At 63.0% G+C, this 19,877-nt stretch carries 21 protein-coding genes; 7 read left to right on the forward strand and 14 right to left on the reverse strand.

All coding sequences use genetic code 11. From position 1 onward, the window contains the following. Positions 1-7: 7 nt before the first annotated feature. On the reverse strand, positions 8-1,108 hold the full coding sequence (gene ald, locus RhoBH5_RS12365) for an alanine dehydrogenase (RefSeq protein WP_003945541.1): 1,101 nt from the start codon (positions 1,106-1,108) through the stop codon (positions 8-10). Positions 1,109-1,217: 109 nt separating this feature from the next. Here ald and RhoBH5_RS12370 point away from each other — a divergent pair, with 109 nt between their 5' ends. Continuing rightward, complete coding sequence (locus RhoBH5_RS12370) at positions 1,218-1,739, forward strand: Lrp/AsnC family transcriptional regulator (RefSeq protein ID WP_058227650.1); 522 nt, start codon at positions 1,218-1,220, stop codon at positions 1,737-1,739. Between the two features lie 7 nt (positions 1,740-1,746). Here the strand turns inward: RhoBH5_RS12370 and RhoBH5_RS12375 are convergent, their stop codons facing one another. From RhoBH5_RS12375 to RhoBH5_RS12385, 3 genes are read right to left on the reverse strand one after another with little or no spacing between them, the layout of a single operon-like run. Then, complete coding sequence (locus tag RhoBH5_RS12375; protein ID WP_270008363.1) at positions 1,747-2,811, reverse strand: maleylacetate reductase; 1,065 nt, start codon at positions 2,809-2,811, stop codon at positions 1,747-1,749. Between the two features lies 1 nt (position 2,812). After that, the gene (locus RhoBH5_RS12380; protein WP_270008364.1) at positions 2,813-3,601 is read right to left on the reverse strand and encodes a pirin family protein; all 789 of its coding nucleotides are present in this window, start codon (positions 3,599-3,601) and stop codon (positions 2,813-2,815) included. Positions 3,602-3,638: 37 nt separating this feature from the next. Then, positions 3,639-4,136, reverse strand: coding sequence for a VOC family protein (locus tag RhoBH5_RS12385; protein ID WP_007734170.1), 498 nt, complete (start codon positions 4,134-4,136; stop codon positions 3,639-3,641). Positions 4,137-4,247: 111 nt separating this feature from the next. On the opposite strand from RhoBH5_RS12385, the gene RhoBH5_RS12390 reads away from it, so the two are divergent. Further along, positions 4,248-4,718 carry a MarR family winged helix-turn-helix transcriptional regulator gene (locus RhoBH5_RS12390; protein WP_007734171.1) on the forward strand — a complete coding sequence of 157 codons (471 nt, stop codon included), beginning with the start codon at positions 4,248-4,250 and terminating at the stop codon, positions 4,716-4,718. 62 nt (positions 4,719-4,780) lie between these two features. Beyond that, positions 4,781-5,599: an HAD family hydrolase gene (locus RhoBH5_RS12395; RefSeq protein WP_031332850.1), complete on the forward strand. Its 819-nt coding sequence runs from the start codon at positions 4,781-4,783 to the stop codon at positions 5,597-5,599. A 1-nt stretch (position 5,600) separates the two neighbouring features. Here RhoBH5_RS12395 and RhoBH5_RS12400 read toward each other — a convergent pair whose 3' ends face one another. From RhoBH5_RS12400 to RhoBH5_RS12435, 8 genes are all read right to left on the reverse strand, one after another. Beyond that, positions 5,601-6,488, reverse strand: a complete 888-nt coding sequence (locus tag RhoBH5_RS12400; protein WP_007734173.1) for an alpha/beta fold hydrolase — start codon at positions 6,486-6,488, stop codon at positions 5,601-5,603. A 225-nt stretch (positions 6,489-6,713) separates the two neighbouring features. Then, the gene (locus tag RhoBH5_RS12405) at positions 6,714-7,379 is read right to left on the reverse strand and encodes a hypothetical protein (RefSeq protein ID WP_042920471.1); all 666 of its coding nucleotides are present in this window, start codon (positions 7,377-7,379) and stop codon (positions 6,714-6,716) included. 122 nt (positions 7,380-7,501) lie between these two features. Beyond that, the gene (locus tag RhoBH5_RS12410; RefSeq protein WP_270008365.1) at positions 7,502-8,266 is read right to left on the reverse strand and encodes an SDR family NAD(P)-dependent oxidoreductase; all 765 of its coding nucleotides are present in this window, start codon (positions 8,264-8,266) and stop codon (positions 7,502-7,504) included. Positions 8,267-8,412: 146 nt separating this feature from the next. Beyond that, entirely contained in the window at positions 8,413-9,465 is a 1,053-nt protein-coding gene (locus tag RhoBH5_RS12415) for an acyl-CoA dehydrogenase family protein (protein WP_003945931.1), read from the reverse strand. Beyond that, complete coding sequence (locus RhoBH5_RS12420; protein ID WP_007734178.1) at positions 9,462-10,427, reverse strand: acyl-CoA dehydrogenase family protein; 966 nt, start codon at positions 10,425-10,427, stop codon at positions 9,462-9,464. Before RhoBH5_RS12420 ends, RhoBH5_RS12415 begins: the two co-directional genes overlap by 4 nt. Continuing rightward, positions 10,424-11,584 (reverse strand): acyl-CoA dehydrogenase family protein, encoded by a 1,161-nt coding sequence (locus RhoBH5_RS12425; RefSeq protein WP_270008366.1) that lies wholly within the window; start codon positions 11,582-11,584, stop codon positions 10,424-10,426. Before RhoBH5_RS12425 ends, RhoBH5_RS12420 begins: the two co-directional genes overlap by 4 nt. Then, positions 11,584-12,456 carry an enoyl-CoA hydratase gene (locus tag RhoBH5_RS12430; RefSeq protein WP_007734183.1) on the reverse strand — a complete coding sequence of 291 codons (873 nt, stop codon included), beginning with the start codon at positions 12,454-12,456 and terminating at the stop codon, positions 11,584-11,586. The genes RhoBH5_RS12425 and RhoBH5_RS12430 overlap by 1 nt, the downstream gene beginning before the upstream one ends. Further along, positions 12,453-13,994, reverse strand: a complete 1,542-nt coding sequence (locus RhoBH5_RS12435; protein ID WP_270008367.1) for a FadD3 family acyl-CoA ligase — start codon at positions 13,992-13,994, stop codon at positions 12,453-12,455. Before RhoBH5_RS12435 ends, RhoBH5_RS12430 begins: the two co-directional genes overlap by 4 nt. A gap of 55 nt (positions 13,995-14,049) precedes the next feature. Here RhoBH5_RS12435 and RhoBH5_RS12440 point away from each other — a divergent pair, with 55 nt between their 5' ends. The 4 genes from RhoBH5_RS12440 (at position 14,050) to RhoBH5_RS12455 (ending at position 17,999) form a co-directional block, all read left to right on the forward strand. Then, positions 14,050-15,279 (forward strand): acyl-CoA dehydrogenase family protein, encoded by a 1,230-nt coding sequence (locus tag RhoBH5_RS12440; protein WP_007734188.1) that lies wholly within the window; start codon positions 14,050-14,052, stop codon positions 15,277-15,279. Then, positions 15,279-16,091, forward strand: a complete 813-nt coding sequence (locus RhoBH5_RS12445) for an SDR family oxidoreductase (protein ID WP_003945582.1) — start codon at positions 15,279-15,281, stop codon at positions 16,089-16,091. The genes RhoBH5_RS12440 and RhoBH5_RS12445 overlap by 1 nt, the downstream gene beginning before the upstream one ends. Before the next feature lie 76 nt (positions 16,092-16,167). After that, positions 16,168-16,839 carry a TetR/AcrR family transcriptional regulator gene (locus RhoBH5_RS12450; RefSeq protein ID WP_003945807.1) on the forward strand — a complete coding sequence of 224 codons (672 nt, stop codon included), beginning with the start codon at positions 16,168-16,170 and terminating at the stop codon, positions 16,837-16,839. 11 nt (positions 16,840-16,850) lie between these two features. Continuing rightward, positions 16,851-17,999 carry an acetyl-CoA C-acetyltransferase gene (locus RhoBH5_RS12455; protein WP_007734192.1) on the forward strand — a complete coding sequence of 383 codons (1,149 nt, stop codon included), beginning with the start codon at positions 16,851-16,853 and terminating at the stop codon, positions 17,997-17,999. A gap of 54 nt (positions 18,000-18,053) precedes the next feature. Here RhoBH5_RS12455 and RhoBH5_RS12460 read toward each other — a convergent pair whose 3' ends face one another. Together RhoBH5_RS12460 and RhoBH5_RS12465 are read right to left on the reverse strand one after the other, a co-directional pair. Further along, positions 18,054-18,371: a DUF4333 domain-containing protein gene (locus RhoBH5_RS12460; RefSeq protein WP_020906277.1), complete on the reverse strand. Its 318-nt coding sequence runs from the start codon at positions 18,369-18,371 to the stop codon at positions 18,054-18,056. A gap of 98 nt (positions 18,372-18,469) precedes the next feature. Continuing rightward, positions 18,470-19,870 (reverse strand): cytochrome P450, encoded by a 1,401-nt coding sequence (locus tag RhoBH5_RS12465; protein ID WP_007734205.1) that lies wholly within the window; start codon positions 19,868-19,870, stop codon positions 18,470-18,472. Positions 19,871-19,877: the final 7 nt, after the last annotated feature.

Genomic DNA, 19,877 nt, shown 5'->3' on the forward strand with positions numbered 1-19,877 from the left:
GCCTGGGTCAGAGAGTGGTAGCCGAGTACCCATGCGCCGCTGCAACACTGTCGGACAGGAGCAGGCCGTCGTGTGTGCTCAGACCTGACCCCAGGCCGGGAACTGTCGCGACCGCGTCCTTCCACCCCTTGTCGGCCAAGGCGACGACGTACGGAAGCGTCGCGTTGGTGAGTGCGTAGGTGGACGTACGGGGGACCGCTCCGGGCATGTTCGCAACGCAGTAGAAGACCGAACCGTGAACCTGGTACGTCGGATCGGCGTGCGTGGTCGCGTGTGAATCCTCGAAGCAGCCGCCCTGGTCGATGGCGATGTCGACCAGGACAGAACCCGGCTTCATACGCGCCACCAGGCTGTTGGAGACGAGAGTCGGCGCCTTCGCCCCGGGGACCAGCACTGCGCCGATGACCAGGTCGGCGTCGAGTACTGCCTGTTCGAGTTCGAGGCTGTTGGACGTGATGGTCTTGACCTGGCCGTGGTACAGCTCGTCGATTTCCCGCAGGCGCGCGATCGACAGGTCGAGAACGGTGACGTCGGCCTGCATGCCGTAGGCCACGGCGATGGCGTTCTTGCCGGAGACTCCCGCACCGATCACCACGACCTTGGCGGGGCGCACTCCGGGGACGCCGCCCATCAGAACTCCGCGTCCGCCGCCGTGACGCATCAAGTGATAGGCGCCCGCCTGCGGTGCCAGGCGTCCGGCTACTTCACTCATCGGGGCGAGGAGGGGCAGTGAACCGTCGGAACCGACAACTGTTTCGTAGGCGATGGAGGTGGTCTTCGACGTCAGGAGCGCGTCGGTGCATTCCTTCGACGCCGCCAGGTGCAGGTAGGTGAAGAGCACCTGATCCTTACGGAGTCGCGAATACTCTTCTGCAATAGGTTCTTTGACCTTCAGGAGTAGATCTGCGTCCGTCCAGACCTGATCGGCAGATCCGAGGATCTGCGCGCCCGCGGCCTTGAAATCCTCGTCACTGAACGAGGAGCCGACGCCTGCACCCGTTTCGATGACGACTTCGTGTCCTCGGCCGACCAGTTCGTGGACGCCTGCTGGGCTGATGGCCACGCGGTACTCGTGGTTTTTGATCTCGCGGGGGATTCCGACCTTCATGACACGGCTCCGAACTGAGTCTGTTGTTTCTTCGAATGGCAGGTGCCAAGCATGAAGTTTCGTCGCCAGATAGTGAAGAGAAGTGAAGATAATTCTCTACGCTGTATGTATGGTGCGTGAAAGTTCAAAAATCGGTATTCAGACGGCTGCCTCGCCGAAGCATGTTCGGGCAGCAATGAAGTTGGACGAGATCGACCGGGTTCTGCTCGAAGAGCTGGCGAAGGATGCGAGGATTCCGAACAATGCGCTGGCCGCGATCGCGGGAATTGCGCCGTCGACATGCCTCGGACGTGTGCGCGCCTTGGTGGACAACGGCGTGATCAGGGGATTCCATGCGGACATCGACCCCGCCGCTCTCGGAATGGATCTGCAGGCGATGATCGCAGTTCGACTGCAGGCCAACGCACGGTCGCACCTCAGCCGGCTCGGCGACGATTTCGCCAAGCTGGACTCGGTGCTCAACGTGTACTTCGTTGCCGGTGTCGACGACTACATGCTGCACGTCGCAACGACGGATTCGGCGCAGTTGCGTGACTTCGTTGTCAACAATCTCTCGGCGCATCCGGCGGTTGCTGCGACCGAGACGATTCTGATCTTCGAACATGTCAGGCCGCGAGGCGGTACTGCCTGATTCGTTCTCACCTGATGGCGGGTCGACGCCCGGACCAGGCGTTCTCGAGGAGTTCGCTCAGGCCTGCCGGGGTGATCTCACGCGGGTTCGGATAAGCGGCGGCGTTCGCGAGTTCGACTGCACGGCCGATCTGATCGTGACTCATTCCCACCTCTCGCAGAGAGGTCGGTCCGCCGCACGAGGTGACGAGGTCGAAAACGCCGGTGGCGGCGTCGGATACACCCAAGGCAGTCGCTATTCGAGACATGACTTCCGGGACGCCAGGCGCGTTGAACGCCATTGCCTGGGGAAGGACAACGGTGTGGGTGGGAGCATGCGGCAAACCGAAGCTGCCACCGAGGGTGTGGCACAACTTGTGATGAAGCCCCATACCGACCGTGCCCAAGCAGGTTCCGGCCAACCAGGCTGCTTGCAGTAGTTCGGCCCTACCTTCCAGATTTTTCGGATCATCGACAATGCTCGGCAGCGCACGGGCGATCCCGGAGATCGCCTCGATCGCCATCAAGTCCGTGATCGGGTTGGACTCGGTGGAGTACAACGCTTCAACCGCATGCGCCATCGCGTTGACGGCGCTGGTGACGGTGGTATCCAGCGGCAGATCGAGAGTGAGGTCGACGTCGTAGATGACGGTTTCCGGTCTGATGTGGGGAGAGGAGCGAGTTGTCTTGCGTCCGTTCTCTGTTTCACCCAACACCGGAGTGACTTCTGATCCCGCGTACGTTGTCGGAACGACGATCTGATCGAACCCCGCTCGTAGTGCCAATGCCTTGGACAACCCGGTTGCCGAACCGCCGCCGATCGCGACGACGATGTCCACGTGATGGGTCTCGGCAAGCTTCAGCGCGGCTGTCGTGACTTCGGTTGGAGTATGCATCACAGCGCCGTCGAAGCGGACGACGGCCATGTCGCCGAGAGATTCGGTGACGTCGGCGGCAAGCGCGTCCAGTCGACGGCTTGCCAGCACCATCACTCGGCTACGGCCGAGCCGCCGCACTTCTTCGGCGATCTCGCGGATCATCCCTTGGCCGAAGACAATTCGAGCCGGTGAAGCGTCGTACGAGAAGGACTTCATGTCATCCCTGCGAAACGGTGGCGTGCATTTCCCAGACGATGACCTCTGCCCCGGTATCGGAGCTGAGCTGCTGACCTCCACCGCCGGATACTCGCACCGCGTCACCTTGTTCGAGCACTCCGACGCCTTCCATGGCGGCCTGACCGTCGGCGACAAAAACATGCAGGAACGGTGCGTCCGGCAGGGTCACAGGTTGTCCGGGTTGCAGACGCGCAACGTGCATCGCGGCGTACTTGTTCCTGATCCGGATTGCCGAGTGATCGGCGTACGCGTCCATGCCCGACGCGACGGGAACCAGTCCACCGGCAAGCAATTCGGCGTCGATCTCCAACTGCTCGTATCCGGGCGTGATTCCGGCCTCGTCGGGGACGACCCACATCTGGATGAAGTGAACCGGGTCGCTGTGCTTGTCGGAATGCGCACCCGCCACGTCACCGAGTCGCCACGAATCGTTCTTCTCCGAATGCAGGATTCCCGTTCCAGCGCTCATCCGCTGGGCAAGACCGGGGTAGATGACGCCCGAATGCCCCATCGAATCCTGATGTACGAGAGAACCTCTCAGTACCCAGGTGACGATCTCCATGTCCTGGTGGGGATGGGTGTCGAATCCCATTCCCGGCGTGACGATGTCGTCGTTGTTCACCAGAAGAAGACCGTGGTGAGTGTTCTTCGGGTCGTAGTGATTGCTGAACGAGAACGAGTGCTTCGAGTCCAGCCAGCCGGCATTGGACTTGAAACGATCCCCGGATCGACGGATATCGAGGTTCGGCTGCGACAGAGTGGAGGTCATGGTGTGCCTTCCGAATGGTATGGGGGAGAGCAAGTTTTCAGAGGACGTGATTGCCGTACATCTCACCGAGTGGGTCTGCGATCAGTTCGAGTCGAGCGCCGTCGGGATCGCGGAAGTACAGCGAAACCTCACTGTGCTCGATCAGTTCGACGCCGGCCTCGGTCAGTCTGGTACGTAGCTTCGCCCACTTGGCAGGTTCGACGCTGATCGCGATGTGGTGGAGGCCGCCGAGTACTTCTTGGTACGGGCCCACGTCGAGTCCCGGGAAGTCGAAGAACGCCAGAAGGTTGCCATTGCCGATGTCGAAGAAGAAGTGCGACGACCCGGGATAGTCACGGTTCTCGATCAACTCGGTGAGTGGGAATCCGAGGAGATCCTGGTAGAACTTCACGGTTCGTTCGACGTCACTGCTGATCAGGGCCGTATGGTGCAGGCCGCGTGCGGTCGATGCGGGTCGTTTGTCGGCGGGGAGCAGATGTCGATCCCTGATCTCGGCCCGGCGTTCCTCGAACTGCACTGCGTTGTTGTCGCTCATAGCGCCCGCCTCTCGGTTGAACCTTCTCTTCGAACAGGTAGTTGACTGATCAACTACATTGAGAATAGATCATTTGATTTCGTTGTCAACTACTTCGGATATGCTGGTGTCATGGAATCGACGCGGTGGTTGAGCGACTCGGAGCAAACGGCCTGGCGGGCTTACCTGGACTCGACCCGACTGCTCCAGCGTGTTCTCGATCAGCAGTTGGTGCGAGACTCCGACATTTCCTTCACCGATTTCGAACTGCTGGTCGCTCTCGCCGAAGCGCCCGGCCGGCAACTGCGCATGAGTGAGCTCGCCGACGCTGTGATGGCTACCCGAAGTGGTGTGACCAGGGCCGTCAATCGGCTGGTCGGTGCCGGGTGGGTGCGCCGGGTCGAGTGTGTCGACGACAAGAGGGGCGCTAATGCGGAGCTGACCGACTCGGGTGCCGAGAAATTGGCGTCGGCAAGCCCGGCGCACGTGGCCGCTGTACGGGAGAGCATGTTCGACCTGCTGAGCCCGCGAGATGTCGAGCGGCTGGGTGTGGTCTTCGGTGAGATGCGTCGGCACCTTCTCGAGGCCCAAGCAAGTAATTGACAGAGCAACGGCCCATGTCACGTAGTTGGTGAGGGCTGCGAACGGACTGCCATCATTGTCTGGTGACCCGTATTCGTATGTTCGCAACCGACCTCGACGGCACCCTGCTGCGCTCCGACCGAACGATTTCGGCGCGCACCGCGCAGGCCATGGAGAACGCGCGGCTCGCGGGGATCGAAGTTGTGTGGGCGACGGCCCGGGCCAGGCATTCGGTACACACGTTGGCGAGCTCGTGCGGATTTCGCGGTAAAGCTGTGTGTGCCAACGGAGCTGTCATTCTCGACCTGGCGGACGGGACTCCGGAGATCGTCGACACCGTTTCGATCGAAACATCTTTGGCTGCAACAGCTATGGAGCAGGTTCGTGCTCTGATTCCTGGCGTCGTGTTCGCGAACGTCGGACCCACGCAGTTCTTTGCCGAGCCGGAGTATGCCGCTCTGTGCGAGTTCGCGGACCATCACCGGCACCTGCACGAGATGGTGCTCGCCGATACGCTGCCGCTGGACGTGGAGCCGATGGTCAAGATCGTGGCCCGGCATGCCGAGGTTCCCAGCGCCGACCTGTACCGAACTGCGGTCGCTGCGGGCATCGAGGGTGTGGAGTTGACCCACTCCGGCGCCCCGTACATGGAAATGGCTGCAGCGGGCGTCTCGAAGGCCAGCGCTCTCGCGCAGTTGTGCGCGATCGACGGCATCGACGCGTCGGAAGTGGCCGCAGCCGGTGACGCCTTCAACGACGTTGCGATGCTGACCTGGGCCGGAACAGCTCTGGCGCCGGCCAACGCCAGAACCGAGGTCATCGAGCTCGCCGACCGAATTTTGCCCACGAACGACGAGGACGGCGTGGCGAGCTACCTCGAAGAGTTGGTTGCGGGGCGCTAGTTCAGCTGCTGACGGCCTTGGGTCCGGTGCCGATACCGACTCCGCAGTCCGTCATGAATTCGGAGAAGACACGGTCGAAGCGATCCGGGTAGTCAAGGTGCGGGAAATGTCCGGCGCGCTTGAAGATCTCCACCCGCCCCAGCGGTAGTTCGGCGCGAGCGTTCTCGGTGTGGGCGTTGGGGATGATGGTGTCTTCCTCACCCCATACCAGTAGTGCCTGCAGATTCTTGAAGTTGGCGAAATGCGGAGTGGCATTGACGGTTTGACCGTTGTAATTGATGACCGATCGTGCCGTCGCCAGAAATGCCTGACGCGTCGACGCGTCCGATACCGAAGCAAAGCTCTTACGGGCCTCACTCGCGCTGGCACCGAGCTTGAACAGGCCGATCTTGTTGAAAAGTCCGAGCGCTTTGTCTGTCACGTCGGTCAGCGTCCGGGACGCGAGGACGGGAAGTACCAGTTCGCTGCCGGGCAGAGTTGCTGCGCGCAGGAGTGGGCTCACCTCGGGGCCGAGTCCGCCGCTGGCTACCAGGCACAGCCGCTCCACACGCTCGGGGAAGAGATACAGCGTCTGCATCGCGATCCCACCACCGAGGGAGTGGCCGACGAGGGTGGCCGACGGAATATCGAGGGCTTCGAGGAGGTCGCGAACGGTGGCGGCGTGAGCACTGAGTGAATAGTCGCCGGCAGGCTTGTCCGACGCACCATGTCCGAAGAGATCAGGGGCGATCACGCGGTAATGACGCGAGAGCGTCTCGATCTGCGGCTCCCAATTGGAGTGCGCGCCCAGTAGGCCGTGAATGAGCACCACAACGGGGCCACTGCCTTGGTCGACGTACTTGAGCTGGTCGCCGTGCAATACAACCGTCTGTAATTGGTCGGTTGCCATGATTGAACCTTTCGGAGCCGCCAGTGTCTGTGGCTGCTCGCGTGTTGTCGGACCGCACCCGCCCCGACGCGGATCCACGGGTATTTGTGACCGGGAGTAACCCCAGTTCCCTCAGTATGCCCACCGAGGGGCCCGATGTCGTCGCCATCGGGCGTGTTGTGACGAACCGTGAGCCGTCGGCTGAGGGGAGACGTACAACTCACCGCCGCGTGTCGGCGCCGCTGATCAGGCGAAATCGACCAGTTTGCCGAAAGTGAGGTTGATGTCCCACGGTGTGACGCCCCACGTCTCGATCGCTGATACCGCGAAGATTCCGGCAGCCTCGATGGTGTCCTGTGAGGCTGGTGCCGAAACGGAAACGCCGGTTTGTCCGCTCGGAACCTCCGGCCAGACGCCGGTTCCGGCGGGCGCGGGGGTGGCCTCCATGACCGCGTTGGCCAGTCCCGATTCGTCGACGGTCGTGAAGAGGCAGTTCGGCTCGTGCGGAGAATCCCACCCGCCGAGTTCCGCGAGCCAGAATTCGCCACGTCCAGCAGCGGAGATCGCTATGGACGCGAGTACCGATTCGAGATCTTCCCAAGCGTCGCCGGTCGGGGAGGACGCGTCGGTGAGCTTGAACGGTGCGGCAAGTGCAGTGCTGTCAGGGGAAGCGAAGCGCGGCTGCACAGTGAGGGCCTGGGTCTGGGTATCCAGAAACGCAACCTCTCGGAACTTGTTGTCCGGCAGGGTCGTACGGGCTACGAGACCGCGTCCCAACAGTGCGCCGAGCGCCGCGGGATCGTCGACGCTCCACAAGCGGGTCTCGTCCTCGGACCAGGTGCGAATCATTCCGCCGACGACGGGACTGATCAGCACGGGCTCGAGGTTCGTAGTGCCTGTTGACTCGCTCACCGCTGGCTCCCCACCGCACGTCGTACCGCCGGACCGGTTCCGGACGACGAGATAAGTATGCCGCCTCGCTGCTGTGCGCCTTTATTAACCGCCGGGGGTTAATAAAGGCGCACAGCAAGTGGTCACATATGCGTGCCGCCGTCGATGCGGATTTCCGTTCCGGTGACAAACGAGCCGTCCTCGGAAGCGAGCATCGCGATCACGCCGGCGACCGCGGACGGGGGAGCGAAACCCTCACCGATTGCCGGGGCCAGCTTGCCGAGCAGCGTGAAGTCGATGTCGGCCGGGAAGCCGGGATCGGACGTCATGCCCGACGCGATGCTGCCGGGTGCGACGGCCACGGCGCGAAGGCCCTGCTTGCTGTACTCGAGTGCAAGAGCGTGCGTGAAGGATTGGATTCCGCCCTTCGACGCTGCATATGCCGTCATATATGGGTGGGCGAAGGTGGCCGACGTGGAACTGAAGTTGACCACGACGCCTGCCCCGCTTTCGAGCAGTGCCGGCAGGGACTCCCTCGTCATGAGGAAAGTTCCGGTGAGGTTGACCCCGATGACGGTGTTCCAGAAATCGAGTGTCATCTCGTGGGTGTGCGCGGAGCGCAGAATGCCCGCCGCGTTGACCAGCACGTCGAGCCCGCCCAGAGCCTTGATCGCAGCGCCGACCTGTTCGCGAACAGACTCTTCGCTGGAGATGTCGACCTTCACCGTGGTCAGGCGATCGGAATGGCCTGCGTCCTTCGCTGCGTTCAGCGTCTGTTCGAGGCCGGTCTCGGAAATGTCGGCGGCGACGACGGTGCCACCTTCTGCCAGGATGCGGGCAACGGTGGCCTGGCCGATTCCGGATCCTGCGTCGCTGATGAGGACGCGCTTGTCGTCGAATCGATTCACGAGAAAACTCCGGTCTGTGGGATGGACAGCTGTTTGGTGACCGATTCTGCGCGATCCAGAGCTATTAATCTGCTGGGCATTCCACTGACTGGGCACCAGTGGTGCTTGTTCGCTCGCAATCCCGAGCGAACAAGCACCGACGTCTCCTAGAGGCCCGCTGCCTGCGCGAGGCTCGGCAGGTAGGTGCTCGGCTGACCGAAAAGCTGAGCGCTGCCGTGTGCACGCTTGAAGTACAGCTGAGCGTCGTGCTCCCAGGTGATCGCGATTCCGCCGTGCAACTGAACCGCTTCGGAGGTGATCTGCTGCAAGGCTTCCGAGCAGTAGACCTTCGCCACTGCCGCGTCGTCCGCCGACTGCGTCGCCACGGCGGCGTACGTCATCGACCGCGCCGTCTCGACCAACGTGTACATGTCGGCCATCCGATGCTTGAGGGCCTGGAAAGAACCGATCGCGCGACCGAACTGCTTGCGCGACTTGGTGTATTCCACGGTCTGTTCGACGATCGCTGCTGCCGCTCCGACCTGTTCAGCAGACAAGGCGATCAGAACGACGGTTCGGATCCGATCGACCAGATCTTCGGACCACTCCAGTGGCCGACCACGAACACCGGAGAACGTGACCTCCGCCAGCGTTCGCGTCGGATCCATGGTGGGGACGCGTCGGCGGGAGACGCCTTCGGCCGCTGGATCCACTTCGTAGAACCCGTCGGCCGTGAGAACGAGCAGGGTGTCTGCGACGTGTCCGTCGAGGACGTACGACGCCGTACCGGTCAACGCGTCTTCGGTTGCCTCGACGCCGAAGGTGCTCCAACCCGCGGCACCTGCCCAGCACAGAGCGAGCGTGCTCTCGCCGGACGCGACACCGGGCAGCAGTCGCGAGCATGCGTCGTTGTCACCGGAAAGCAGCAGTGCCTGTGCGGCAAGAATCGCCGAACCCAGCATCGGTGACGGGGTCAGCGTGCGGCCCAATTCCTCCTGGACCACGTGTACTTCGCCCAAACCTGCTCCGACGCCGTCGAACTCCTCCGGAATCGCCAACGCGGCGACGCCGATCTGCTCGCACAGCTTGCTCCACAAAGCGGCGTCGTAGCCGATCTCTGTGGTGATGGCGGCGCGGACGGCAGCGGAGTCGGAATGCTTGCTCAGGAGATCGCGTACCGATGCGCGCAATGCTGCCTGGTCTTCGGTGTCGATGCTCATGATGCAACCAGCGCTTCGACGACGCGTGCGCGATGCTCGGACGGTGTGCCCCACGCGGTGAGCAGCGCCCGTACCTTGGTGAGCCACAAGGAGAGATCGTGTTCCATCGTGTAGCCGATGGCGCCGTGAACCTGGAGTCCGACGCGAGCGGCCTTGTACGCAGCATCCCCGCACGCGACCTTGGCCGCAGAGATGTCACGCGAGGCGTCGGCCGACTGATCGCGAACCGACAGTGCGGCGCCGTGCAGCAGGGGGCGAGCCATCTCGAGGGAGACGGCAACCTCGGCCAGGTGGTGCTTCATGGCCTGGAACTGTCCGATGACCTTGCCGAACTGCTTGCGCTGCTTCGCGTATTCGGTGGTGACCTCGAGCAGTGTCTGGCCCAGGCCCTGCAACTGCGCGGCAGTGGCAAGAGCGCCCATGTCGAAGGCGGCCGAGAAGTCGGCGGAGCCCAGCGATTCGCCGGCTGAAACCTCGTAGAGCTTGCGGGAGAGATCCACCGATGCCTTGGCTTCGCCAGGGACGCCGAGTGATACGGCACCGTCCTGCGCGAGCAGAACCAGATCCACCGCATCGGCGTCGAGCGCGAACGGTGTGCGCGGGGGAGCTGCGACGGTTGCCAGCGAACCCTCGGCGAGAGCAGAGAGACGTTCCGGTGCAACGGAAGCCAGGAGCGTCGGCGCCACGGCGATCGTTTCGACGACCGGTCCGGGTACTGCGTGCCGACCGAGCTGTTCGAGCGCAACGACCAGGTCGACGGCGTCGGCGCCGAGTCCGTCGTGCTCTTCGGAGATGACGAGACCGTTGACGCCGGTCTCGGCGAGGCGCTGCCAGAGCTTCTTGCCCGGCTCGGTGTCACCGTCGTTCCACGAACGGATGACGGCGGGCATGTCGGACTTGGTCAGCAGCGCATCGATGCTTGCAGCGAAGTCCTGGTGGGAGGAGTCGAGCGCGAATCTCATCGGTCCGCCTTCGGTAGGCCGAGCAGACGCTCAGCGATGACGTTTTTCTGAATCTCGTTGGTGCCTGCGTAGATCGGGCCGGACAGGGAGAACAGGTATCCGTCCATCCAGTTGTCGGCCAACTCGGCTTCAGGGCCCTGAAGTTCGAGAGCAGTCTCGTGGGTGGCGATATCCCACTCGGACCAGAAGACCTTGTTGATCGAGGACTCGGCGCCGAGCTGTCCACCGTCGGCCAGACGGGTGACGGTGCCGAATGTGTTGAGTTGGTAAGCGCGAGAGCCGATCCAGGCGTCGGCGACCTGGTTGCGCAGAGCGCTGTCGTCGGTGCGTCCGCTGGACTTGTACAGCTCGAGCAGGCGGTCGACGGTGGCGAGAAAGCGGCCGGGGCTGCGCAGCGAGAGACCACGCTCGTTGCTCGCGGTGCTCATCGCGACCCGCCAACCTTCGTTGACGTTTCCGATCACACCCGAATCACCTGGGTTGGCCGGGTCGTCCGGAACGAAGACGTCTTCGAGGAAGATCTCGGCGAAGCCGGGCTCACCGTCGAGCTGATCGATCGGGCGAACGGTGACACCCTTCGACCGGAGGTCGAACATGAAATACGTGATGCCCTTGTGGCGCTGCGCGTCCGGATCGGAGCGGAACAAGCCGAAGCCCCAGTCGGCGTAACTCGCGCGTGAGCTCCACGTCTTCTGACCGTTGAGCAGCCAGCCGCCGTCGACCTTCTTCGCACTCGAACGCAGGCTAGCGAGGTCGGAACCGGATTCGGGCTCGGACCAGGCCTGGGCCCAGATGTCGTCGGCACGAGCCATGCGCGGCATGATGCGAGCCAACTGCTCGGCATTTGCATGCTCGAACAGTGTGGGAGCCAACAAGAAGATGCCGTTCTGGCTTACGCGGCCGGGCGCGCCCGAGCGGTAGTACTCCTCCTCGAAGATGACCCACTCGAGCAGGGACGCATCGCGTCCACCGAGTTCCTTGGGCCAGGAGACGACGGCGTAGCCGGCGTCGGCGAGAGTGTGCTCCCACTGACGGTGCTCTTCGAAGCCTTCGGCGGTATCCATCGACTTCAGGGGAGTCGCGGGCACATTCGCTTCCAGGAACGAGCGAACCTCGTCACGGAATGCGGTTGTGGCGTCGTCGAATACGAGATCCACTAGTTTGTTCCTTCCTGCGGTGCGCGAGCACTGGCAGCCATAGCTTTGGCGTCGAGACCACCAAGCGAGTCTTTGCCGACTTCGGCGTTGTGAGCGTGAGCGAAGTGATGCAGACCGAAGACGGAGTCGATGCCGTTGCGCATCCCCATCTGATCCTCGCACTGATTGACGGCCTTCTTGGTCAAAGCCAGTCCGAAGCGCGGCATCTCGGCGATACGTCCGGCGAGCTCGAACGTCTCCTTCTCGAGATGCTTGCGGGCGACGACGCGGTTCACCATGCCGATTTCGTATGCACGTTGCGCGGTGAACCTATCGCCGGTGAAGAGCATTTCCTTGGCGAATCGTGAACCGACCATCCACGGGTGCGCGAAGTATTCGACGCCGGGGATGCCCATGCGGACAACGGGATCGGAGAAGAAGGCGTCGTCGGCCGCGACGATCATGTCGCAGACCCAGGCGAGCATGAGCCCGCCGGCAATGCAGGCGCCTTGCACCATCGCGATGGTGGGCTTGGGGATCTCCCGCCAACGGCGGCACATGCCCAGGTAGACCTCCATCTCGCGGGCGAAACGCTGGTCACCGCCTGGCTTGTCGACGTGATCCCACCACATGGTGGCCTTGTTCTCGTACTCGACGTGATGGTCGCGTCCCGGAGTTCCCAGGTCGTGTCCGGCGCTGAAGTGAGGTCCGTTGCCTGCCAGGACGATCACCTTCACCTCGTCGTCCTCGACGGCGCGCTGGAATGCCGCGTCGAGGGCGTACGTGACCACCGAGTTCTGGGCGTTGCGGTAGTCGGGTCGATTCAAGGTCACGACGGCGACCGAGTCACGAACCTCGTAGGTCACGACGTCGGCTTCGAAGGGAACGGTCATGATTGTTCCTCGCGCAGAACCGTTTTGAGGACCTTGCCCGAAGGGTTACGGGGCAGATGATCTACGAAGCGCACCTCGCGGGGCACCTTGAAGCCTGCGATCTTCTCCTTGAGGAAGGCGATTACCGACTCTTCGGTGAGGCCGGCACCGTCGAGTTGGGCGATGTAGACGCGGCCCACCTCTCCCATCCGGTGATCGGGGATGCCGATGGCAGCAGACTCGTGGACGCCGGGCAGGCGAGCCAACATGCCCTCGATCTCGGCGGGGTAGACGTTGAATCCGCCGCTGACGTACATGTCTTTCAGACGGTCGGTGATGTCGAGATATCCGCGCTCGTCGAGGGTTCCGACGTCTCCGGTGTGCAGCCAGCCGTCGGCGTCGATTGCCTTGGCGGTGGATTCCGGGTCGTCGAGGTACCCGAGCATGACGTTCGGTCCGCGAAGCAGGATCTCGCCTTGGTCGCCGATCTTGACCTCGAAATCGGCTGTCGCGCGGCCGGAACTGGTGGAGACGGTGACCGGGTCGTCGTCGGTGCGGCACATGGTCGCAACCACTGCCTCGGTCAAACCGTATGCCGTGAGGACGGCGTCGAAAAGCTCTGCTTGCATGCGCTCGACGAGAGCAACCGGCACGGGTGCTGCGCCCGTGATCGCGATGCGGAGCGAGGACAGGTCGTATTCGCTGCGGCGGGGATGATCGAGGATGGTCTGGTAGATCGTCGGGGCGCCAGGCAGAATGCTGATCTTCTCGCTGCTGACCAATGCGAGGGTGTCGTCGATGTTGAAGACGGACACCGGCACGATCGTCGCACCGTTCAACAGGCAGACCAGGATTCCGGCCTTGTACCCGAAGGTGTGGAAGAACGGGCTGATGATGAGGAAGTTGTCGTCGGCGGTGACCTCGGCGCTTTCACCCCACGACTTGGCGACGGCGATGGACTGACGATGCGCGGTGATCGCACCCTTGCTGCGTCCCGTGGTGCCGGAGGTGAAGAGGATGTCGCTGATGTCGTCTGGCTGTACCTTCGCAGCACGCGCATCGGCTTCGGTGCGGGCGGCGTCGGTGGCGAGCGCAAGGAAGTCCTCGAACTCGATGACGCCGTCACGGTCGTCGTCCCCGTCGATCGGTACCTGGATGACGGTGGGGATCCTCAGGTCCGGATTGGCGTCGAGCAACTGCTGGTACCGATCGGCCTTGAGGAACGTGCCGACGACCACCAGGGCAGCTGCGTCGACGCGCTCGACGATGTCGAGTGCTTCGGTGCCGGTGTAGCGCGTGTTGATCGGGATGATGGCTGCGCCGGCGTACTGAGCGCCGAGCAGGGCGATCACCCAGTGGTACGTGTTGGGCGCCCAGATGACGACGCGGTCGCCTGCCTTCACCCCACGGTTGATCAGTGCGCCGGCGAAATCGCGGACGCGCTGATGTAGCTGTGCGAAGGTCAGTCGGGTGTCGCCATCGGCGATAGCCGCGCGCTCACCGAACTCCTCGGCGGCCCGGATGAGGGCTGATGGGATGGTTCTCGGTTGTTCGGTCACTGGACTCCTACCTGACACGCTACCTAGCAAGTGCTTGGTAGGTTATCTTACATATGTGGACCAGAGCGAGAGCCCGGACGGGCAGATGACGGACGACGAGTTTGCGGCCACGGTCGCGCAGTGGTTGGCCGAGAACTTGACGGGCAAATTCGCCCAGCTCAAGGGTAAGGGCGGCCCCGGCAGTGAGCACGAGTTCTTCGAGCAACGACTCGAGTGGGACAAGCACCTCGCAGCGTCGGGGTGGACGTGCCTCGGGTGGCCGAAGGAGTTCGGCGGGCGGGGAGCAAGCATCTCCCAGCAGGTCATCTTCCATCAGGAGTACGCGAAGGCCGGTGCGCCCGCTCGCGTCAGCCACATCGGTGAAGAGCTGCTCGGCCCGACGCTGATCGCGTACGGCACCGACGAGCAGAAGCGCCGATTCCTTCCTGGCATCAACACGGTCAGTGAACTGTGGTCGCAGGGCTACTCCGAGCCCGGCGCCGGTTCCGACCTCGCGAACGTCTCCACGACCGCACGCCTCGAAGACGGCAAGTGGATCATCAACGGCCAGAAGGTGTGGACCTCACTGGCTCACGTCGCGCAGTGGTGCTTCGTGGTCTGCCGCACCGAGGTGGGCTCCAAGCGTCACCAGGGGTTGAGCTTCCTGCTTGTCCCGTTGGATCAGCCCGGTGTGACAGTTCGGCCCATTCAGCAGCTCACCGGCACATCGGAGTTCAACGAGGTCTTCTTCGACGACGCCGTCACCGATGCCGATCTGGTGGTCGGGGAACCCGGCGAGGGCTGGAAGATCGCGATGGGGCTGCTCACCTTCGAGCGCGGTGTATCCACGCTCGGACAGCAGATCGGATTTGCCCGCGAGCTCCAAGGCGTCGTCGACCTGGCGAAAGCCAATGGCAGTGACCAGGATCCGCACATTCGCGAAAAGATCGCCCGCGCGTGGGTCGGACTGCGCGTGATGCGCGCCCACGCGATGCGCACTCTCGACGCGGTCGACGCCGGAACCGGTGGCGGAGAAGCGTCCGTCGCAAAACTGTTGTGGGCCAACTGGCATCGTGATCTGGGACAGCTGGCGATGGACGTGCAGGGTGCGTCGTCGTTGGTTGCACCGTGGGCGGATTCCGAAGGCAATGCCTCGGACATCACCGATCCCGAGCACCTCGAGCTCGACGAATGGCAACGCCTCTTCCTCTTCACCCGCGCCGACACGATTTACGGCGGCTCCAACGAAATTCAGCGCAACATCATTTCCGAGCGCGTGCTCGGTCTTCCCCGAGAGGCTCGTTAATGTCTGACACCAAAGCCGCGTCCCCGCTTTCCGTTGCGCCGGAGGAAACCCCGGGCCACGGACTGCTCGCGGGCAAGAAGGCGATCATCACCGCCGCAGCCGGAACAGGCATCGGCTTCTCCACTGCGCGCAGGGTGCTTCTCGAGGGCGGCGACGTTCTCGTCTCCGACTTCCACGAGCGTCGACTCGGTGAGACGGTGGAGAAGCTGAAGGCCGAATTCCCCGGTCAGCAGGTCGAATCGATCATCTGCGATGTATCGAGCACCGAGCAGGTCGACGCGTTGTTCGTCGGCGCGGCCGAGAAGTTGGGACGTATCGACATCGTCGTCAACAACGCGGGCCTTGGCGGCGAAACTCCCGTCGTCGACATGACGGACGATCAGTGGGATCGCGTTCTCGACATCACCCTCAACAGCACCTTCCGTTCGACGCGCGCAGCCCTGCGGTACTTCAAGAGCGTTCCCCACGGCGGTGTTCTGGTGAACAACGCGTCCGTTCTCGGTTGGCGCGCGCAGCATTCCCAGGCGCACTACGCCGCAGCCAAGGCCGGCGTCATGGCGCTGACTCGGTGCAGCGCCATCGAAGCAGCGGAGTACGGAGTCCGTATCAACGCGGTCTCGCCTTCCATTGCGCGTCACGCGTTCCTGGCGAAGGTCACCAGTGAGGAACTGCTCGACCAGTTGGCTTCCGGTGAGGCCTACGGCCGCGCCGCGGAGGTCTGGGAGATCGCAACGGTCATCGCGATGCTCGCCAGCGATTACTCCACCTACATGACCGGCGAGATCGTCTCCGTTTCTTCGCAGAGGGCCTAGCGTCCCCGTGCGCGGTTAAGGAGCCCCTGGACTCGCTGACCGCGCACAGGGGAAGGCCCTGGATAGGATTGAATACATGACGCCACCTCGAAATTCCGACGAATCAAACGGCAAGTCCGGGCGCCGCGACGAGCTGCTCGAGATCGCGGCGGGGCTCTTCGCCGATCGCGGAGTGCGCGCGACGACCGTCCGCGACATCGCCGACGCCGCCGGGATCCTGTCCGGCAGCCTGTATCACCATTTCGATTCCAAGGAGTCGATGGTCGACGAGATCCTGCACCAGTTCCTCGACGAACTCTTCGGAAAATACCGCGAGATCGTCGCGGCGGGGTTGGACAGTCGCGCGACGCTCGAAGCACTGGTCGTGACGTCGTACGAGGCCATCGACGCCTCACATTCGGCTGTGGCGATCTACCAGGACGAGGTCAAGCACCTCGTCGGGAACGAGCGCTTCGCTTACCTGGCCGAGCGCAACACCGAATTCCGGGACCTATGGGTCGGCGTCCTCGAAGCCGGCGTCGCGGACGGGACCTTCCGCTCCGACATCGACGTCGAATTGGTCTTCCGCTTCATGCGCGACACCGTGTGGGTCGCGGTTCGCTGGTACCGACCGGGTGGATCCCTCTCGGCTCACGCCGTCGCGGCTCAATATCTCGCGATCGTGCTCGACGGGCTCTCCGATCCGGCCACAACTTCAGACGCTATTGCTGAATCAACTTCAAGAACTATTGCTGCACAACGAAACTAGGAGCTAACGCTATGTCCGAGGTTTACATCGTCGACGCCATTCGCACACCGATCGGCAAGAGGGGCGGCGCGCTGTCCGGCGTGCACCCCATCGATCTCGGTGCGCACGTCGTCAAGGCACTGGTCGAGCGCACCGGTATCGACCCCAGTGACGTCGACGACGTGATCTTCGGTTGCGTCGACGCCATCGGCGGCCAGGCCGGCAACATCGCCCGTATGTCCTGGCTCGCAGCGGGATTCCCGGAGCACGTTCCCGGGGTGACCGTCGACCGTCAGTGTGGTTCGAGCCAGCAGGCAGTGCACTTCGGCGCTCAGGCCATCCTGTCGGGCACCGCGGATCTGATCGTTGCCGGCGGCGTTCAGAACATGAGCCAGATTCCGATCTCGGCAGCGATGATCGTCGGTCAGCAGTACGGATTCGACACGCCGACTTCGGGTTCGGTCGGTTGGACCGAGCGCTACGGTGACCAAGAGGTCTCGCAGTTCAAGGGCGCCGAAATGATCGCCGAGAAGTGGGACATCAGCCGCGAAGAGCTCGAGAAGTGGGCCCTGCAGAGCCATGAGCGCGCCAAGGCTGCAATCGCCGCGGGTCGTTTCGACAACGAGATCGTCGCCATGGGCGACGCGACCGTCGACGAAGGACCCCGCGAGACCAGCCTCGAGAAGATGGCGACGCTCAAGGTTCTCGTCGAAGACGGACGCATGACCGCGGCAGTGGCCAGCCAGATCTCCGACGGTGCGAGTGCGCTGCTGCTGGCGTCGGCGGAAGCGGTGGAGAAGTACAACCTCAAGCCTCGCGCCCGGATTCATCACCTCAGCGCACGCGGCGACGACCCGATCTTCATGCTCAGTGCGCCGATCCCGGCCACGAAGCATGCTCTCGCGAAGGCCGGCCTGAGCATCGACGACATCGACATCGTCGAGATCAACGAAGCTTTCGCCCCGGTCGTCCTGGCCTGGATCAAGGAAATCGGCGCAGATCCGGCCAAGGTCAACGTCAACGGCGGCGCGATCGCACTCGGTCACCCGCTCGGCGCGACCGGCACCAAGCTGATGGCAACCCTGCTCAACGAACTCGAGCGCACCGGCGGTCGTTACGGCCTGCTGACCATCTGTGAAGGTGGCGGCACCGCGAACGCGACGATTATCGAGCGTCTCTGACGCCTTGCTGTGCGCCTTTATTAACCCCCGGCGGTTAATAAAGGCGCACAGCAGTTAGTTGTTCGGCACATCCGCAACCTTGATGTCGAAGTTCGCACTTTCACCGTCAACGCTGGTCACGGTAGCTGTGACGTCGTACTCGGTGCCCTGCTCGGTCAGGATGCACGTGATCGATGCGCCGACTTCGGCGTCGAGGTTCTCCGGACACGTCACGTCGTCGGGTGGCTCGCCGATCTTCTCGGCTAGTTGAGTGGAGATCTGACTTGCGACTTCGGACTTGTCCACTTGCGGCGTCCCGACGCTTGCCGAGCAAGCTCCCGTGGCCAATGCCGCCGAGAGTAAGACGATTCCCACTGCAGGCCTCTTTGTCATGTGAACTCCCAGGGTGCGCCGGTGCTCGCTGCTGCCACCTCAGGGATTACCGCATTCGGGACTGTTTCAACCGAGTTGCGCGACGCAGTTTTGCGAGGTCAGCGTCGGCGGACCGTCAAGTTGAAGCCTTCGGGCATCAGGGTGAGCCGTTCGGCTACCTTCAACTCGTAGTCCGGATCGGCCTCGATCGTGTATTTCTGCAAGATGGTGCCCAACACGAGGACCGCTTCGTGAATGGCGAATTGTCTTCCGATGCAGGCGCGTTCACCCGTTCCGAATGGCTTGTACACGTGCGCCGGCCTGGCTTTGATGTTGGCAGGCAGGAAGCGATCCGGATCGAACGCCTCGGGATCGTTGCCCCACACCGGATCACGATGAAGTGACGGGATGAGCACGAGCATCCAATCGCCCTTCTTCATCGGATACTTGCCGACGAGCGTCGTGTCTTCGAGCGCCGCGCGCCCGTAGGCGGGAGCGGTCGGCCACAGACGCAATGATTCGTCGAGGACGCGTCGTACGTATCGAAGTTTCGCGATCTTCTCGAAGGCGGGCTCCTCGCCCTCCCATACCTTGTCGACCTCGGCTTGCGCCTTGGCCAGCACGTCAGGGTTTCGTGACAGGTAGTACAGCGCGAACGACAATGCGCCGGAGGTCGTTTCGTGTCCGGCGACGAGGAAGGTCACGACCTGATGGCGGATGTTCAGTTCGTCGATACGGTTGGGATCGTTCTCGCGTGCCGCCCGCAGCATCAGTTCGAGAAGATCTTCGGGCCCCGGTTCGGTACTTGTCCGCCGGGCACGGATCACTTCGTCCACAACCTCGGCCATGTACGCCTTGCGGACCTCGTCACGTTGATCGGCGCGACGTGCGAGCACTCGCCCGAGGGCGGTCGACTTCAGGAACGTCGTGCGCTGCGAATGGGAGAGTGCGCCGACCATTGCCTTGACGAACGGATGCTGTTCTTCACGCTCGAAGGAGTCGAACGAGTAGCTGAATCCAGTGCGTCCGATGGTCTCCAACGTCAGCTTGGTCATGTCTGCGGAGACGTCGATGGGGGAGTCGCTTTCACGACTGTCCCAATGGTCGACCAACTCGCCGGCCACGTCGAGCATGGTGCGGTGGTACGAGCGCATCGCAGTCTGGCTGAACGCCGGGGCCAGGAGATTGTGCGCCTTGCCCCAGTTGGGTTCGTGGTTGTACGCCGTGAACAGGCCGTCGCCGCCGATTCCGCGGAGTGCTTTGACTCCAGGTGCAAGGTGCTTCGCGAACCGGGACTCGTCGGACAGTTCTGCCACCATGTCCGCGCCCGAGGCGAAGACGAAGCGATTTCCCAGGACATTTCTCTCGAAGATCGGGCCGAGTTCGCGGCCGATGCTCACGGAGTTCTGCAGCGGTGTCCGGATATTGATCCCGAGAACGTCCCCGAGGACCGGCAGGCGCCACGCCGGATGCGGGATCCGAGCATCGGTCGTCGCCTCTGGAGTGGTGTCGACGCTCATTGTGTGT

The sequence above is a fragment of the Rhodococcus sp. BH5 genome, assembly GCF_027583855.1.
Classification (GTDB): Bacteria; Actinomycetota; Actinomycetes; order Mycobacteriales; family Mycobacteriaceae; genus Rhodococcus_F; species Rhodococcus_F qingshengii.

What these genes read in the sequence shown, in the direction of transcription:
- RhoBH5_RS12400 (WP_007734173.1), bottom strand. Translation starts at nt 6,488, where the DNA reads ATGGCAACCGACCAATTACAGACGGTTGTATTGCACGGCGACCAGCTC.
- RhoBH5_RS12445 (WP_003945582.1), top strand. Translation starts at nt 15,279, where the DNA reads ATGTCTGACACCAAAGCCGCGTCCCCGCTTTCCGTTGCGCCGGAGGAA.
- RhoBH5_RS12370 (WP_058227650.1), top strand. Translation starts at nt 1,218, where the DNA reads ATGGTGCGTGAAAGTTCAAAAATCGGTATTCAGACGGCTGCCTCGCCG.
- RhoBH5_RS12375 (WP_270008363.1), bottom strand. Translation starts at nt 2,811, where the DNA reads ATGAAGTCCTTCTCGTACGACGCTTCACCGGCTCGAATTGTCTTCGGC.
- RhoBH5_RS12390 (WP_007734171.1), top strand. Translation starts at nt 4,248, where the DNA reads ATGGAATCGACGCGGTGGTTGAGCGACTCGGAGCAAACGGCCTGGCGG.
- RhoBH5_RS12420 (WP_007734178.1), bottom strand. Translation starts at nt 10,427, where the DNA reads ATGAGATTCGCGCTCGACTCCTCCCACCAGGACTTCGCTGCAAGCATC.
- RhoBH5_RS12460 (WP_020906277.1), bottom strand. Translation starts at nt 18,371, where the DNA reads ATGACAAAGAGGCCTGCAGTGGGAATCGTCTTACTCTCGGCGGCATTG.
- RhoBH5_RS12430 (WP_007734183.1), bottom strand. Translation starts at nt 12,456, where the DNA reads ATGACCGTTCCCTTCGAAGCCGACGTCGTGACCTACGAGGTTCGTGAC.
- RhoBH5_RS12415 (WP_003945931.1), bottom strand. Translation starts at nt 9,465, where the DNA reads ATGAGCATCGACACCGAAGACCAGGCAGCATTGCGCGCATCGGTACGC.
- RhoBH5_RS12380 (WP_270008364.1), bottom strand. Translation starts at nt 3,601, where the DNA reads ATGACCTCCACTCTGTCGCAGCCGAACCTCGATATCCGTCGATCCGGG.
- RhoBH5_RS12385 (WP_007734170.1), bottom strand. Translation starts at nt 4,136, where the DNA reads ATGAGCGACAACAACGCAGTGCAGTTCGAGGAACGCCGGGCCGAGATC.
- RhoBH5_RS12450 (WP_003945807.1), top strand. Translation starts at nt 16,168, where the DNA reads ATGACGCCACCTCGAAATTCCGACGAATCAAACGGCAAGTCCGGGCGC.
- RhoBH5_RS12465 (WP_007734205.1), bottom strand. Translation starts at nt 19,870, where the DNA reads ATGAGCGTCGACACCACTCCAGAGGCGACGACCGATGCTCGGATCCCG.
- ald (WP_003945541.1), bottom strand. Translation starts at nt 1,108, where the DNA reads ATGAAGGTCGGAATCCCCCGCGAGATCAAAAACCACGAGTACCGCGTG.
- RhoBH5_RS12455 (WP_007734192.1), top strand. Translation starts at nt 16,851, where the DNA reads ATGTCCGAGGTTTACATCGTCGACGCCATTCGCACACCGATCGGCAAG.